The 14,511-nt window shown below is 71.6% G+C and carries 12 protein-coding genes; 5 read left to right on the plus strand and 7 right to left on the minus strand.

Annotation, left to right across the window (positions count from 1 at the left end; genetic code table 11):
- Nucleotides 1-163 precede the first annotated feature (163 nt).
- Nucleotides 164-781, plus strand: coding sequence for a TetR family transcriptional regulator (locus tag ACMXN5_RS30025; RefSeq protein ID WP_395798699.1), 618 nt, complete (start codon nucleotides 164-166; stop codon nucleotides 779-781).
- A 200-nt stretch (nucleotides 782-981) separates the two neighbouring features.
- On the plus strand, nucleotides 982-2,661 hold the full coding sequence (locus tag ACMXN5_RS30030) for an N-acyl-D-amino-acid deacylase family protein (protein ID WP_439677876.1): 1,680 nt from the start codon (nucleotides 982-984) through the stop codon (nucleotides 2,659-2,661).
- A gap of 92 nt (nucleotides 2,662-2,753) precedes the next feature.
- Here ACMXN5_RS30030 and ACMXN5_RS30035 read toward each other — a convergent pair whose 3' ends face one another.
- A complete protein-coding gene (locus ACMXN5_RS30035) occupies nucleotides 2,754-2,885 on the minus strand; it encodes a hypothetical protein (protein ID WP_439677877.1) in 132 nt (43 codons plus the stop codon).
- Nucleotides 2,886-3,240: 355 nt separating this feature from the next.
- Between ACMXN5_RS30035 and ACMXN5_RS30040 the strand changes: the two genes are divergently transcribed.
- On the plus strand, nucleotides 3,241-4,284 hold the full coding sequence (locus ACMXN5_RS30040) for an LLM class flavin-dependent oxidoreductase (RefSeq protein WP_439677878.1): 1,044 nt from the start codon (nucleotides 3,241-3,243) through the stop codon (nucleotides 4,282-4,284).
- Between the two features lie 92 nt (nucleotides 4,285-4,376).
- On the opposite strand, the gene ACMXN5_RS30045 is transcribed toward ACMXN5_RS30040, so the two are convergent.
- Nucleotides 4,377-4,982 (minus strand): TetR/AcrR family transcriptional regulator, encoded by a 606-nt coding sequence (locus tag ACMXN5_RS30045; protein WP_395798691.1) that lies wholly within the window; start codon nucleotides 4,980-4,982, stop codon nucleotides 4,377-4,379.
- Nucleotides 4,983-5,239: 257 nt separating this feature from the next.
- On the opposite strand from ACMXN5_RS30045, the gene ACMXN5_RS30050 reads away from it, so the two are divergent.
- Both ACMXN5_RS30050 and ACMXN5_RS30055 read left to right on the plus strand, forming a co-directional pair.
- Nucleotides 5,240-6,739, plus strand: coding sequence for an MFS transporter (locus ACMXN5_RS30050; RefSeq protein WP_439677879.1), 1,500 nt, complete (start codon nucleotides 5,240-5,242; stop codon nucleotides 6,737-6,739).
- A gap of 138 nt (nucleotides 6,740-6,877) precedes the next feature.
- Nucleotides 6,878-7,696: an SAM-dependent methyltransferase gene (locus ACMXN5_RS30055; protein ID WP_380001851.1), complete on the plus strand. Its 819-nt coding sequence runs from the start codon at nucleotides 6,878-6,880 to the stop codon at nucleotides 7,694-7,696.
- 172 nt (nucleotides 7,697-7,868) lie between these two features.
- Here the strand turns inward: ACMXN5_RS30055 and ACMXN5_RS30060 are convergent, their stop codons facing one another.
- The 5 genes from ACMXN5_RS30060 to ACMXN5_RS30080 all read right to left on the minus strand — a co-directional run bounded on the left by ACMXN5_RS30060 (nucleotide 7,869) and on the right by ACMXN5_RS30080 (nucleotide 14,465).
- Nucleotides 7,869-9,707 carry a dipeptide ABC transporter ATP-binding protein gene (locus ACMXN5_RS30060; protein ID WP_439677880.1) on the minus strand — a complete coding sequence of 613 codons (1,839 nt, stop codon included), beginning with the start codon at nucleotides 9,705-9,707 and terminating at the stop codon, nucleotides 7,869-7,871.
- Entirely contained in the window at nucleotides 9,697-10,581 is an 885-nt protein-coding gene (locus ACMXN5_RS30065) for an ABC transporter permease (RefSeq protein WP_439677881.1), read from the minus strand. Before ACMXN5_RS30065 ends, ACMXN5_RS30060 begins: the two co-directional genes overlap by 11 nt.
- Before the next feature lie 88 nt (nucleotides 10,582-10,669).
- A complete protein-coding gene (locus ACMXN5_RS30070; RefSeq protein WP_439677882.1) occupies nucleotides 10,670-11,899 on the minus strand; it encodes an amidohydrolase family protein in 1,230 nt (409 codons plus the stop codon).
- Nucleotides 11,896-12,831: an ABC transporter permease gene (locus ACMXN5_RS30075; RefSeq protein ID WP_439677883.1), complete on the minus strand. Its 936-nt coding sequence runs from the start codon at nucleotides 12,829-12,831 to the stop codon at nucleotides 11,896-11,898. Before ACMXN5_RS30075 ends, ACMXN5_RS30070 begins: the two co-directional genes overlap by 4 nt.
- Nucleotides 12,828-14,465: an ABC transporter substrate-binding protein gene (locus ACMXN5_RS30080; RefSeq protein ID WP_439677884.1), complete on the minus strand. Its 1,638-nt coding sequence runs from the start codon at nucleotides 14,463-14,465 to the stop codon at nucleotides 12,828-12,830. The genes ACMXN5_RS30075 and ACMXN5_RS30080 overlap by 4 nt, the downstream gene beginning before the upstream one ends.
- Nucleotides 14,466-14,511: the final 46 nt, after the last annotated feature.

The following is a 14,511-nucleotide window of genomic DNA, read 5'->3' on the forward strand; positions in this document are numbered from 1 at the left end:
AGCTTCGCGACGGTCCCGCCCCCTCGTGCCGAGTGTGACGCGCCGCCGAACAGTCGATGTCGGCTGCGCGTCACCCGTCGCGGCCCCCGCGCGCTCGTGGTTGCGTACCATCTCCGGGGGTCGGCGGGCGGCGCCGGGCCACGAACGACAGGGGTGCGGCGACATGGACGGACCGGCGGGGGAGCCGAAGGCACCCACGGGCCTGCGCGAGCGCAAGAAGGCACGCACCCGGCAGGTGATCTCCACGGTCGCGTTCGACCTGTTCGAGGACCAGGGCTTCGAACAGACCACCGTCGACATGATCTGCCGCCGCGCCGACGTGGCCCACCGCACCTTCTTTCGCTACTTCCCGACGAAGGAATCGCTGCTGTTCGGCTGGGACTTCGGCGACCTCATCCTGGACGCCTTCGCCGCCGCCCCCGCCGACCTCGACCTGATCCCCGCCCTCGAACACGCGATGACGGTCAGCCAGGGCAACCTGGAAGACCACGCCGAACACACCGCCCGCCGGCACGCGCTGCGCCGCCGCTTCCTGGGCGTGCGCTCGGTCCACGACCACGGCGTGGCCCTCATCGACACGGTCGCCCACCGCATCGTCACCACCGCCGCCGACCGCCTCGGAGTCGACCCGGCCGTGGACCTGCGCCCCCACGCGCTCGGCGCCCTCGTCGCGGCGATGACCCGCCGTCGGGTGATCGACGGCATCGACCCGGGCCCGATCAACGAGTGGGCGGACGCCTTCCGCACCCTGCTCCCGACACCGGCCGCACACACCGACTGACACACCGCCCGGGCGCCGACCCGGAAACCGCCGGGTGGCCTCCGCAGCGCCGGGTGGTGACCGGTCTTCGTCCGCGCGGACACATCTTCGCCACACCACTCGTGTACGGAGCCGAGGCTCCCGGCCAGACCGCGGGCGATACTCGGGAAACGTCGGGGCCCGGGGAGGCGGCGGGTTCCCCCATACCCGAGAGGTTCCACATGCAGCCCGACCCGCGGTCCGACACCCGACCCGACCCGCAGTCCGACGCGGCCGTCGAAGCGCCCGCCGCCCGGCTCGTCGACCTCGTCGTCCGGGCCGGTTCCCTCGTCGACGGCAGCGGATCCCCCGCGTACGACGGCGACCTCGCAATCGACGGCGGGCGGATCGTCGCGCTCGGCGACATCGGCGCCATCACGGGCCGTGACGAGATCGACGCGCAGGGCTGCGTGGTGTGTCCGGGCTTCGTCAACGTGCTGAGCCACGCCTACTTCACCCTTCAGCAGGACCCCCGCGGCCTGTCCGACCTGTACCAGGGCGTGACCACCCAGATCTTCGGCGAGGGCGTTTCGCTCGGCCCGGTGACCGGGGCGATGACCGAGTCCATGATCGAACTCATCGGCGCGCTCCCCGAGGGCGCCCGCGCCGCCTGGCCGCGCCTGCGCGACTTCCTGGTGCACCTCGAATCCACCGGCGTCGGCCAGAACGTCGCCAGTTTCGTCGGCGCCGACAACCTGCGGATGTCCGTGGCCGGCATCGAGGGCCGCCCGCTCGACGACGACGAACTCGCCCGCGCGTGCGCCCTGCTCGACGAGGAGTTGGCGGACGGCGCGCTCGGCGTCGGCTCGGCCCTGATCTACCCGCCGGGCACCTACGCCGACACCCGCGAACTCATCGCCTACGCCGAGGTGTTGGCCCGGCACGACGCGCTGTACATCTCGCACCTGCGCAACGAGGGCGACCGCCTCCTGGAGGCCGTCGACGAACTCCTCGACATCGCCCGGGACTCCGGCGCGCGCGCCGAGATCTACCACCTCAAGACCGCCGGCCGGGACAACCGACCCAAGATGCGCCGGGTCCTGGAGCGGATCGAGTCCGCCCGGGCGGCCGGCATCGAGGTCACCGCCGACATCTACCCCTACGCCGCCGGCAGCACCCTGCTGGCCGCCGCCATCCCCCCGCCGTTCCACCTCGGCGGCGCCGACCGGCTACACGAGCGCCTGGGCAACCCCGCCGACCGCGCGACCATCACCGCCGCCATCCGCGACGGCGGCGACTGGGAAAACCTGTGGCGGATGAGCGGCGGCGCCCCCGGTGTCGTGGTCCTGTCCCACTACCCGGAGATCGACGTCCCCGCGGGCTCCACCATCGCCGACATCGCCGAGGCCCGAGGCGACGCCGACCCGATCGCCACCCTCCTCGACATCGTCCGGGCCGCTCCGCACGCCGACGCCGCCTACTTCATCGGCGACGAGGACAACACCCGCCTGGCGTTCGCCCACGACTGGGTCTCGGTCGGCTCGGACTCCGACGCCCCCGCCGCCGACGAACGTTTCGCCGACCACCCGGTCCACCCCCGAGCCTTCGGCACCTTCGCCCGCGTGCTCGGCCGCTACGCCCGCGACGAGGCCATCGTCGCCCCGGAGGAGGCCATCCGCCGGATGACCTCCCTGCCCGCCACGAACCTGCGCCTGCGCGACCGCGGCCTGCTCACCCCCGGCGCGTACGCCGACGTCGCGGTCCTCCGCCTCGCCGACGTCACCGACACCGCCACCTACGCCAACCCCAAGAGCTACGCCCGAGGCATGCGCCACGTCCTGGTCAACGGCATCCCGGCACTGCGCGACGGCACCCCCACCGGCGCCCTCCCCGGCCGGGCACTGCGCCGCGACACCCCCTGACCCGAGCACCCTCGCCGTCGACGACAACGCCACCGCCTCGGAACCGCCCTGCGGGGACTTCCGGGGCCCGCAGGGCGGTGGCGCGGCGTCGGTCAGCCGGGGAAGACCGGCAGTAGCGGGGGATCGACGTCGATGGCGTTCGCCGGTGTTCCGGTGGCGACCAGCAGAGGCGGTACGGTCGCTGCGACGGCTGCCGCGGACATGGCCAATCGGCGTATTCCCATGCGGAGTCGATCCTTGTCGATAGTCGGATCAGTGCCACTTCGGCGGCGTCCCGAGTTCCTCGGCACGCCCACCGGCATCCTCCCGGCAACGATCGGCGCGGCGGAATCCCATCTTCCAGGGAGACCCGAAGGCATGCACCGTGCCGTGCCGGCGGCGACGGCCGTGGTCCGCTCGTCCCGAGAGTGCGCGGATTGTCAAACGGGGATAGTCCCCGTATCGTGAACTCGCCCGCCCCCGAAGTGGTCTGCCCTCCGCGCATGTTCGGGCCGTCGAGGGATCCACCGGCACGCGGATCGACGTGCCCGGGGGCGGGTCCGAGAGCACGATCGCCGGGCCTGCCGAAGGGAACCAACGATGAGCGACGTACCGGATGTTCGTTTGTCCGTGCTGGACATCTCACCGGTGTTCGAGGGTTCGACCGCCACCGACGCGCTGCGCGAGACCATCGAACTGGCGCGCCGGGTCGAGGAGATGGGCTACTACCGGTTCTGGGTGGCCGAACACCACGCGATGCGCAACATCGCCAGCTGTTCGCCGCCGGTGTTGATCGGCCGGATCGCCGACGCCACCACCCGGATGCGGGTGGGCGCGGGCGGGGTGATGCTCGCCAACCACGCACCGCTGGTGGTGGCCGAGCAGTTCGGCACCCTGGAGGCGCTGCACCCGGGGCGGATCGATCTGGGCGTCGGCCGGGCGCCGGGCACCGATCCCGGCACGGCGCGCGCGCTGCGCCGGGTGGTCGCGCCGGGGGAGCAGGACGATTTCCCGCAGCGGCTGGTCGAGTTGATGAGCTACTTCGAGCCGGCCGCCTCGCCGGACTCCGCCGCTGTGCTGGCGGTGCCCGCGCAGGGTGCGCGGATGCCCACCTGGCTGCTGGGCACCAGCGGCTACAGCGCGCGGATGGCCGGCATGCTGGGCCTGCCGTTCGCGTTCGCGCACCACCTCGCCCCGGCCGGCGCGGCGGCGGCGCTGGATGTGTACCGGACCACCTTCCACCCCTCGCCGGAGCTGGACCGGCCGTACGCGATCCTCGCGGCGATGGTGATCGCGGCGGACAGCGACGAGCGGGCGCGCTGGCTGGCCGGGCCGATGGCGCTGACCTCCCTGCTGCACCGCACCACGGGCATGCCGGGCCTGCACCCCACACCGGAACAGGCGGCGCGACGCTCGTACACCGCCCAGGAGCGACGGTTCATCGAGGAGCGGCTGGACAATCACCTCATCGGCGGCCCGGACACCATCCGTCGTCGGGTCGGCGAACTGGTCCGGGAGACCGGCGCGGACGAGTTGATGGCGCTCGGCCTGGTCCACGGTCTGCCCGAACGGGTGCATTCCTTCCGCCTGTTGGCCGACGCGGTCCGGATCGGCGAACCCGCCGCGGAGCGCACCGCCCGCTGAGCGAGCGACGTGGGCGTCCGCGCGAGCCGCCGCCGACGCCCCGCGCGCGCCGCACCCGTCGCCTGCGCGCCCGTCGCCTGCGCGAGCCCCGCTCAGCGTGTGCGCAGCCCGTCGAAGAGCAGCGAGATGAGCTGGTCCGTCGGGTCGGTGCCGGTCGTGCTCATCTCGGCGGTCAGCGAGATCGCGTTGGCGAACCGCAGCAGCACCAACTCGTCGATGTCGCCGCGGATGGCCCCCTCCCGCTGCGCCCTGGCGAGCAGATGGGCCGCCGCCGATCGGATGGTCGCCCGACACCACGACGCCAACTCGGCGCTCTCGTCGCGCAGGGCGATCTCCAGCAGACCCTTCAGGCCCTCGTAGACCCGCAGTCGGGAGACCGCCAGGCGCAACCAGTCGGCCAGCGCCTCGACCGGGTCGCCGGACGGTGACGCCGCCCACGCGTGGTCGCCCAACTGTTGGATCTCGTCCCGGTAGACCGTTTCGAGGAGCACCTCGCGGGTGGGGAAGTGGCGGTAGAGGGTCGCGTTGCCGACTCCGGCGCGCTTGGCGATGTCGTCGAGCGAGGTGCCCGCGCCGTTCTCGGCGAATGCCTCGCCGGCCGCGACGAGCAGCCGCTCGTAGTTGCGGCGGGCGTCGGCTCGCGTCGGCGGTTGTCGCGGACCGGTGGGTCCCGCGGGGTCTCCGGAGGTGACCGTCATGTGAACGTCCCTACTGCGTGACATCAGGGCGTCGCGTCGGCGCGCCCTGGGCCGCCGAGCAGGTGCCCATGATAGTCCCCGCCCTGCTCAGAGCCCTGATGCGGACGCCTCTTGAGAAAACGGGGACTATCCCTGTATTGTCGGAACGGCTAATCGGGGACAGTCCCTGGATAATCCGTCGTGACGCCGTCCGCGTGCGAGTGTGAAGTTCCCACGACCATCGGGACCCAGGCGTCGAGAGTCCGCGTAGGAGAGAAATGCCCGAGGACCACACCGACACCGTCGCCGACAGCCGTGCGCTGTCCGGTGAGACCGAACGTGCGGCGGCGGCGCCCGCGGCGCCGCACTCCGGAATCATCCTGGCGATCATCGCGGTGTGTTATCTGATGATCAGCGTCGATGCCACGGTGGTGAACATCGCACTGCCGAAGATCCAACAGGACCTCGGCTTCTCGCGCACCGGCCTGGCCTGGGTGATCAACGCCTACACCCTGGCGTTCGGCGGCCTGCTGCTGTTCGGCGGCCGGATCGGCGACATCCTGGGCAAGCGCCGCATGCTCGTCCTGGGCACGGTGGTCTTCACCATCGCATCCCTGGTCGGCGGCCTGGCCCAGAACCCGGAGCTGCTGATCGCCGCCCGGGCCGTCCAGGGTGTGGGCGCAGCGCTGGCCGCGCCCAGCACCATGTCCCTGATCATCACCAACTTCGCCGAGGGCGCCCCTCGGCACAAGGCGCTCAGCGTCTACTCGGCCACCGCCGGCGCCGGCGGATCGATCGGACTGATCCTCGGCGGCGTGCTCACCGACTGGGCGTCGTGGCGCTGGGTGTTGTTCATCAACGTGCCGATCGGACTGGCCGTCGCGCTGCTCGCCCCCCGCTACATTCGTGAACCGGAGCACCGCAAGAGCAGGATCGACTACCTCGGCACGGTCACCTCGACCGTCGGCATGGTCGCTCTGGTGTACGCCTTCATCCGCGTTCCCGACGACGGCTGGGGCGACGCGACGACCATCGCGTCCTTCGTGCTGGCCGGGGTGTTGCTGGCCGCGTTCGTGGTGATCGAGACGAAGATCGACCCGCCGATCCTGCCGCTGCGGTTGTTCGCGCACCGCAATCGCTCCAGTGCCTACCTCAACGTGCTCCTGCTCACCGCGAGCATGCTCGGCATGTTCTTCTTCCTGAGCCAGTACATCCAGGACGTGCTGGGCTTCAGCCCCGCCGAATCCGGCTGCGCCTTCCTGCCCATGACGCTCGGGATGTTCGCCACCGTGACCCAGGTGCCCAAGCTGCTCAAGCGGTTCGGCGCCAAGCTCTTGATGATCGTCGGCGCGGCGCTGATGACCGGTGCCTTCTTCTGGTTCACGCGGCTCACCGAGGACAGTTCCTTCTGGACCGGTGTGTTCGGACCGCTGCTGCTGTTCGGCATCGGGATGGGGCTGAGCTTCATGCCGATGAACGTCACGGTGATGGCCGGGGTCGAGCCCAGGGACGCGGGCGCCGCCTCCGGCGTGCTCCAGACCATGATGCAACTCGGCGGCGCGCTCGGACTCGGCATCCTGGTCACGGTGTTCGGCACGGCGAGCAAGAACGCGGCGGACGGCGACCGGCACGGCGCCTCCCCCTCCGAGTGGACGCAGCACGTCTTCAGCGAGGGCATGCAAAGCGCGTTCCTGGCCGGTACCGCCTTCGTGGGCGCCGCCCTGCTGATCGCGATCTTCGTGATCAAGGGCCCGCCCAAGCCCAAGCCGTCGAGCTGATCGAGTCCCGGACGGGCCCTGCCCGAGGGCCCGTCCGGGCGGGATGTCCGGCGTCGTTTCAGAGCGGTTTCAGAGCGGTTTCAGCGGCGCCCGATACACCCGTCACACCGGTCACACCGACACGACGAAGGAGTCCGGATGCGTTCCAAGATCGCACGAACGTCGATAGAGGCCACATACGTGCGTGCGGAGGAGAGTCGGCGCCCCGACCGCCTCTTCGACGACCCCTTCGCGCCGCTGTTCATCGCGGCGTCCGAGCAACACGAGAGCGACCCGGCCGAGGTCGAGGCCCGAGCCACCTGGAAGCAGATCCTCAGCTTCAACGTCATCGTGCGCACACGCTTCTTCGACGAATACCTGCTGGCGGCCACCGAGGCCGGGTGTCGGCAGGTCGTTCTGGTGGGCGCGGGTCTGGACGCCCGCGCCTACCGCCTGGACTGGCCGGCCGGCGTCCACCTGTACGAGATCGACCTCGGCGACCTGCTCGACTTCAAGAACGAGGTGTTGGACGCCGCCGACGCCCGACCGCGTTGCGCCCGCGACGTGTTGATGACGGACCTGCGCGACGACGACTGGCCCGCCCGACTGGTCGCGGGCGGGTTCGACCCCACCGTGCCGACGGCCTGGCTGGTCGAGGGTGTGCTCGGCTACCTCACCGCGGACGAGGCGGCCCGACTGCTCGGCATGATCGGCGACCTGTCCGCGTCCGGCAGCCGGATGTCGTTCGAGCACGCCAACCTGGACAAGTCCGCGTTCCTCGCCGAGGCCAAGGCGGTGCCCGGACTGGCCGAGATCGCGGCCATGGCCAAGGGCGGTCTCGGTGAGGGCACGATGCCCTGGCTGGGCGAGAACGGCTGGGACGCCCGACTGCTGGACCGGGCCGATGTGGCCGCCTCCTACGGCCGCCAGGCGCAGGGGCGGTCCAATGGTGGCCTCCTGACCGCCGTGCGCCGGTAACTCACACCTGCCCGCACGGCTTTCCCGAGTGTCCGGCCCCTACGGTTCCCCGTGCCGTGGGGCCGGACACTCGTTGTTCGTCCGACTCCCGCCGCGGACACGGTGGCGAAACGGCCGCCGCGGTGAAGCTTTTGCGACGGCCGTCGACGGGCGCGGGGCACGCGCCCCGGTTTCACGTGGCGGAGTCCGCCAACGGCTCGGCCCGGGCGAACGCGTCACCGACCCTGGGCAGCGCGGCGAGCAGCGATCGGGTGTACTCGTGCGTCGGCCTGTCGAAGACGTCCCGCGCGGTACCGGTCTCGACCACCTTCCCGTCGTGCATCACCAGCACCCGGTCGCTGAGATGGCGGATCACCCCCAGATCGTGCGAGATGAACAGCAGTGCCACCCCCAACTCCTGCCGGAGATCGCCCAGCAGGTCCAGAATCTGGGCCTGGACCGATACGTCCAGGGCCGAGACCGGCTCGTCGCACACGATCACGTCCGGCTCCGAGGCCAACGCCCGTGCGATGGCCACCCGTTGGCGCTGCCCGCCGGACAGGAGTCGGGGTCGGGCATCGGCGAGCGCCGGGTCCAGGCCGACCAGGGTGAGCAGTTCGGCGATTCGGGCGCGGTGCCGGCGCACCTCCCGGCGTGCGGTGCCGCCCAGGCCCTCGGCGATCAGTCGCGCGACGGTGTACCGGGGGTCGAACGAGGCGAGCGGCTCCTGCGGGACGAACTGGATCCGCCGGCGCAGCGGACGGCGATCACGCTCGCGCCGGTGCGACCACGGACTTCCGTGCAGGGTGACCTGCCCCTCGTCCGGTTCGAGCAGGCCCAGTACCAGTTGTGCGGTGGTGCTCTTGCCGGACCCCGACTCGCCGACGATGCCGAGCGTTTCGCCCGCGCCCAGGGTGAACGAGACGTCGTCCACCGCGAGCCGTCGACTGCGGTCGGGGCCCGGGAAGGACTTCGACAGATGCGCGGCGGCCAGGACCGTCTCCCCGGCCGGCCGCCCCTCGGCCCGCGAGACCCGGTCGGCGGGTGTCCAGGGCGCGTCGAGGAGGCGGCAGCGCGCGGTGTGCGTGTCGCCGATCGACACCGGGACCGGCTCCTCGACCCGGCACGCGTCCTCGGCCAGGGGGCAGCGCGGCGCGTAGTGGCATCCCCGGGCGACCGGAGCGGCGACGTCGGTGCGGTGCTGCCCGGCGGACAACCGGATGTCCCGATCCTGCCCGGCCGGGATCGCGGCGAGCAGGTGCCGGGTGTACGGGTGGCGCGGGTCGGTGAGCAGTTCGCGGGTGGTGCCCTCCTCGACGAACACCCCGTCGTACATCACCGCGACCCGGTCGGCGAGTCGGGCCACCACGGCCAGGTCGTGGCTGATCAGCAGGATGCCGGTGCCGGCGTCGCGCTTGGCGGCGAGCAGGTCGAGGATCCGCGCCTGCACGCCCACGTCCAGAGCCGTGGTCGGCTCGTCGGCGATCAGGATCGGCGGATCGGCGGCCATCGCGGCGGCGATCAGGGCACGTTGGCGCAGGCCGCCGGAGAGCTGGTGCGGATACTGCCGGGCCCGCAGAGCCGGTTCCGGGACGCGGGCGCGCTCCAGCAGTTCCACCACGCGCGGTACCGCCTCGGCCCGGCGGACCAGGTTGTGCACCCGCAGGGTCTCGCCGACCTCGGCGCCGACGGTACGCACCGGGTCCAGCGCGGACAGCGCGTCCTGCAGGACCAGGCCCACGCGCAGGCCGCGGATCCGGCGCAGCCGCTGTGCCGAGGCGGTGCGCAGGTCCTCGCCGTCCACGCGCAGCCGGTCGGCGCGTACCTGCGCGCCGGGACCGGCGAGTCCGACCAGGGAGCGTGCGGTCACGCTCTTGCCCGAGCCGGACTCCCCGACGATCGCCAGCACTTCGCCGGCCCGCAGGTCGAAGTCGACACCGCGGACCGCGTCGACCCGACCGCGTCGGCCGCCCGGGAAGAAGACGCGCAGGTCGCGCACACTGAGCAAGGGTTCACCGCGATCAGTCGCCATCGGTGGACCTCCCGTCGAATCGTTGCCGCAGGCCGCGTCCCACCACGTTGATAGCGACGACTGTCACGCTGATCGCCAGCCCGGGAAAGACCGCCGTGGCCCAGGCCGAGCCGAGATAGTCGCGTCCCTCGGAGAGCATCGATCCCCATTCCGAGGAGGAGTCCTTCGGCCCCAGGCCCAGGAAGCTGAGCGCCGAGCCCGCGAGGATCGCGGTGCCGATGTTGACGGTCGCCAGAACCAGCAGCGGCGGCATCGTGTTCGGGAGCAGGTGGGTGCGGTAGGCACTCCAACGGCTGCGGCCGAAGACGATCGCCATGCGTACGTAGTCGGCCTCGCGCACCACCAGTGCCTGGCCCCGGGCCAGCCGCACGAAGCCCGGCGTGAGCGAACAACTGATCGCCAACATCGCGTTGCCGGTGCCAGGGCCCAGCACGGCCACCAGGACCATGGCCAGGATCAGGCCGGGAAAGGCCAGGAAGACATCGGTGATCCGCATGATCAGCTCGTCGGCGACCCGGCCCGCGGTCGCCGCCACGACCCCCAGGATCGAGCCGGCCGCGACCGCGATGACGGTGGCCCCGACGCCGATCTCCAAGGACGGTCGGGCGCCGTCGACGATGCGGCTGTAGATGTCGCGGCCCAGTTGGTCGGTGCCGAACCAGTGCTCGGCGCTGGGGCCCGACAGCGCCTGTACCGGCTCGATGGCGTCCGGCGCCCGTGTGGTCAACAGGTCCGGCCACAGCGCCGCGAGGGCGACGAAGGCCAGGACCACACCGGCCACGACGAGGCCGGGTCCGGGTCCGGCCGCGGTGCGCCGTCGGGCGGACGGCGGGACCGGAGCGGCTTCGATCGCCGCGATGCCTGCGCCGCTCATCGGCGGTCCATCCCTTCGAGTCCCACGGTGGATCCGGGCTTGCCGCAAAGGTGCCGGGCGCGCGAGATGCGGGCCCGGGTGGGCGCGCTCACGCGGCTTCCGCCGAGGCGCGCGGCGCGGGTACGTGCGGCCGGCCCCGGCGCAGGACCAACCGGGGGTCGGCGAGCGTGCCGAAGCCGTTGCGCGGATCGTCGTCGACCACGACCGCGTCCGCGTCCAGGCCGATCGCGATCCGGCCGATCCGGTCGGCCAGGCCGAGCGCTTCCGCCGCGTTCGTGGTGGCCATCTCCAGCACCGCCCCCGGCGGCAGTCCGGCCCGTACGTACCACTCCAGACCCTGCGCGTACCCCTCGAACGGAGCCTGGGCGATGCCCGCGTCGGTGCCCGCGATCAGCCGTACGCCCGCCTCGTACTGGCGGTGCACCAGATCCAGCCACGGGCGCAGGACGTCCGGGCCGAGCCGGCGCTCGACGTCGGTGAGCGTGGCACTGAACGTCGGACACACCGCCACGCCGCGCTCCGCGATCTCCCGGATCAGCCGATCCCGGCGTTCGTGATCCTCGCCCAGGGCCGGTTCCGTGACGAACGAGCAGTGTTCGAGGGTGTGCACCCCCGCGGCGAGGGCGACCTCGATACCCGCGGTGCCGTGCGCGTGCGCGGCCACCCGGCGGCCGAAGCGGGCCGCCTCGGCGACGACCAGTGTCACCTCCTCGACCGAGAACTGCGCCTGCCAGGCGGGTGGTCCGCCCGCCGTCATGCTGCCGCCCGTGCTCATTACCTTGATCACGTCGGCGCCGTCGGCCACGTTGCGCCGCACCCGCTCGCGGATGCGGTCCGCGCCGTCGGCCGCGCCGCCCAGGAACCAGCAGTGTCCGCCGGTCACGGTGATCGGCGGCCCCGCGGTCAGCAGGCGCGGACCCGGCAGCGTGCCTGCCTCGATCGCGTCCCGCAGCCGCGCCGCCAGCCCGCCGCGATCACCCAGATCGCGTGCCGTGGTCACACCCGCGTCGAGCAACCGCCGGGCCCGGCCCGCCATGTCCAGCAGCAGGTCGCGGTCGTCGGCCGCGCGCAACGCGGCGACGGGGTCCTCGCTCGCGTCGAAGGCGAGGTGGACATGGCAGTCGATCAGACCGGGCAGCAGCGTCGCGCCGGCCAGGTCGAGTACGGGAGTGTCGGGCGCGGCCCGCTCCACGACCTCGCGACGCGGGCCCACATCGGCGAAGACGCCGTCGCGTACGCGTACCGCGCCGTCCGCGATCACCTCGTCCGCCGGCCCGGTCAACACCAGCGCGGCGGTCAGAATCCGCTCGTCACTCACGTCCGTACCTCCCGTACCCGCGCGTCCACGATCGTGTACAGCCAGTCGGTGCCGATGCTGATCACCGCGAAGACCGCGGCCGAGAGCACCACCACGCCGCTGATCACCGGGAAGTCCCGGCTGTCGACGGCGGTCACCAGAAGTCGGCCCACCCCGGGGCGGTTGAAGACCGTCTCGATGGTCACCGCACCGGTGAGCAGCGTGCCCACGGTCCAGCCGGAGAGGGTGAGCAGCGGGATGAGCGCGTGCCGCAGGGCGTGGCGCAGCCGCACCGTGGTCTCGCTCGCGCCCCGGGCGCGCGAACTCAGCACGAACGGCTCGCGCAGGGCGCGTTCCATCTCCTCCCGCAACACCTGGGTGAACACGCCGACCAGGGTCAGTGCCAGGGTCAGCGCCGGGAGCACGAGTCCGCGCACCCCGGTGCCGCCGACCGCCGGGAAGAGTTGCCAGTGGAAGGAGAAGACGGTCAGCAACAACACCCCGATCCAAAAGCCGGGCACCGACGCCAGTACCAGTTCCACCGTCGAGGTCAGCCGACGCAGCGCCGGCCGGCGGGCCGCGGTGGCCACCGCCACCGGCACCGCGATCACGATCGCCAGGAGGAAGCCCGCGAGCGACAGGGCCACCGTGGACCAGACCTGCGAGCGGATCAACTCCGTCACCGTTTCCTGGAGTTGGTACGAGGTACCCAGGTCGCCGCGTGCCAACCGGCCCAGGAACAGCCCGTACTGCTCGTACAGCGGCCGGTCCAGGCCGGTGTCGTGGCGCACGCGCGCGACCAGTTCGGGCGTGCGTCCGCTCTGGCCGAGCATCGCCTGCACCGGGTCGCCGGGCATCAGGTGCATCGCGGCGAACGCCGCCGTGGCCGCGCCCAGGACCACCATCACGCCGAGCACGATCCGGCGTACCAACCAGGCCAGTCGAGCGCTCATCGTCCCGCCCCCAGCCACGCGTCGTAGAACAGTGGGTAGGCGTCCGGCGCGAAGCCCACGTCGTGCAGCTTCTTCGACGTGCCGATCATCGCCTTCGGCACGTAGACCGGTATCGCCAGCGCGTGCGTGCGGATGTATTGCTGGGCCTGCTCGAAGGACTGCCTGCGGGCGGCCGTGTCGTTGTCGGTGGTCGCGTCCCGGAACCAGCGGTCCAGCTGTGGATCGGCGACCCGGAACAGGTTGCCGCCGCCCTTGTTCACGGTCTGGTCCGAGGCGAAGAAGTACCGCAGGATGTCCGGCTCGGACCGCACGAAGCTCATCGCGAACATGTCCAGGCCCTTGCCCGAGGCCAGTTGGGTGTTCAGCGCGCCCGGCTCCTCCCGCTCGAAGCGCACGTCGAAGCCGACCCTGCGGGCGTCCGCCGCGATGCCCTGTCCGATGAACTCGCGCCCGTCGCGCGAGAGTTGTTTGGCATATGGCCACACGAGGGTGAGCCGTCGGCCGTCCTTGGTGCGATAGCCCGCCGCGTCGCGGCCGGTCCACCCGGCCTCGTCGAGCAGCCGGTTCGCCAGCTTGGGGTCGTACTTCCACGAGCCCTCGACCGTACGGTCGTAGGCCACGGTGGTCGGGCCGAGCACGCTCCAGGCCCGGTCGTACTGCCCGAAATGCAGGGCCTTGATCAACTGGTCCAGATCCAGGGAGCGCTGCAGCGCGATCCGCACCCGTTCGTCCACCAGCGGTCCGCTGCCGCTGTTCAGGAAGATCGTGTACACCGCGCCCGGCGCCGGATGACGCAGCAGCCGCAGCGCCTTGGCCACCGTGGCCGCGTTCACCGTGGGCACCTCGCCGATCGCGTCCACCTGACCGCTCATCAGCGAACCCAGCCGCACCGAGTTCTCCGGCACGAACGAGAAGGTGATGCCCTTCAGTTTCGCCATGCCGGTGTGCTTGGCATCGGGTGGGCCCCAGTTGTAGTCCGGGTTCCGCTTCAGCACGACACTGGTGTTCTTGCGCCACTCGACGAAGCCGAACGGACCGGAACCCACCGGCTTCTGGCACAACCTGCCCGCGTTCTCGCGCATCGACTTCGGCGACTGGATACCGAGGTAGGGGGTGCTCAGCGCCTGGAGGAACGGACTGCTGGGGTGGGACAGACGCACCTCGATCACCAGCGGATCCACGATCGTGGCACCGGCGTACGCGCCGACCAGACTGGCCGCGTAGAAGGATTTGGCCTTCGGATCCACCGCGTGGTCGAGGGTGGCCTTGACGGCCGCCGCGTCCAGCGGCGTGCCGTCCTGGAATCGCACGCCCGGGCGCAGTCGGAAGGTGTACGTGGTCCGGTCCTCGGAGATCGTCCAACTCTCGGCCAGCCAGGGACGGAAGGTGCCGTCCTCGGTCGCGCTGACGAGGGAGTCGAAGATGTTCCGATCGATCAGGGCGTCCACGTCGCGCCCGCCGACCTGCGGATCCAGGCATTCGGGTTCGGTCGCGGTCGCGTAGCGCAGCGTCTTGCCGGCACCCGCGACCGCGCCGCTCTCCTCCCGCGTGCCGGCGCAGGAGGAGAGGGCGAGACACAGACACGTCAGCGCGCAGATCATCCGCAACGTGCCGGTCAATCCAGGTGATCGCATCCGTGAGTCGATGGTCGTGCCTCCTCGCCCGGGGCCCGCCGGACTC

It is taken from the genome of Embleya australiensis, from assembly GCF_051903075.1.
GTDB lineage: Bacteria > Actinomycetota > Actinomycetes > Streptomycetales > Streptomycetaceae > Embleya.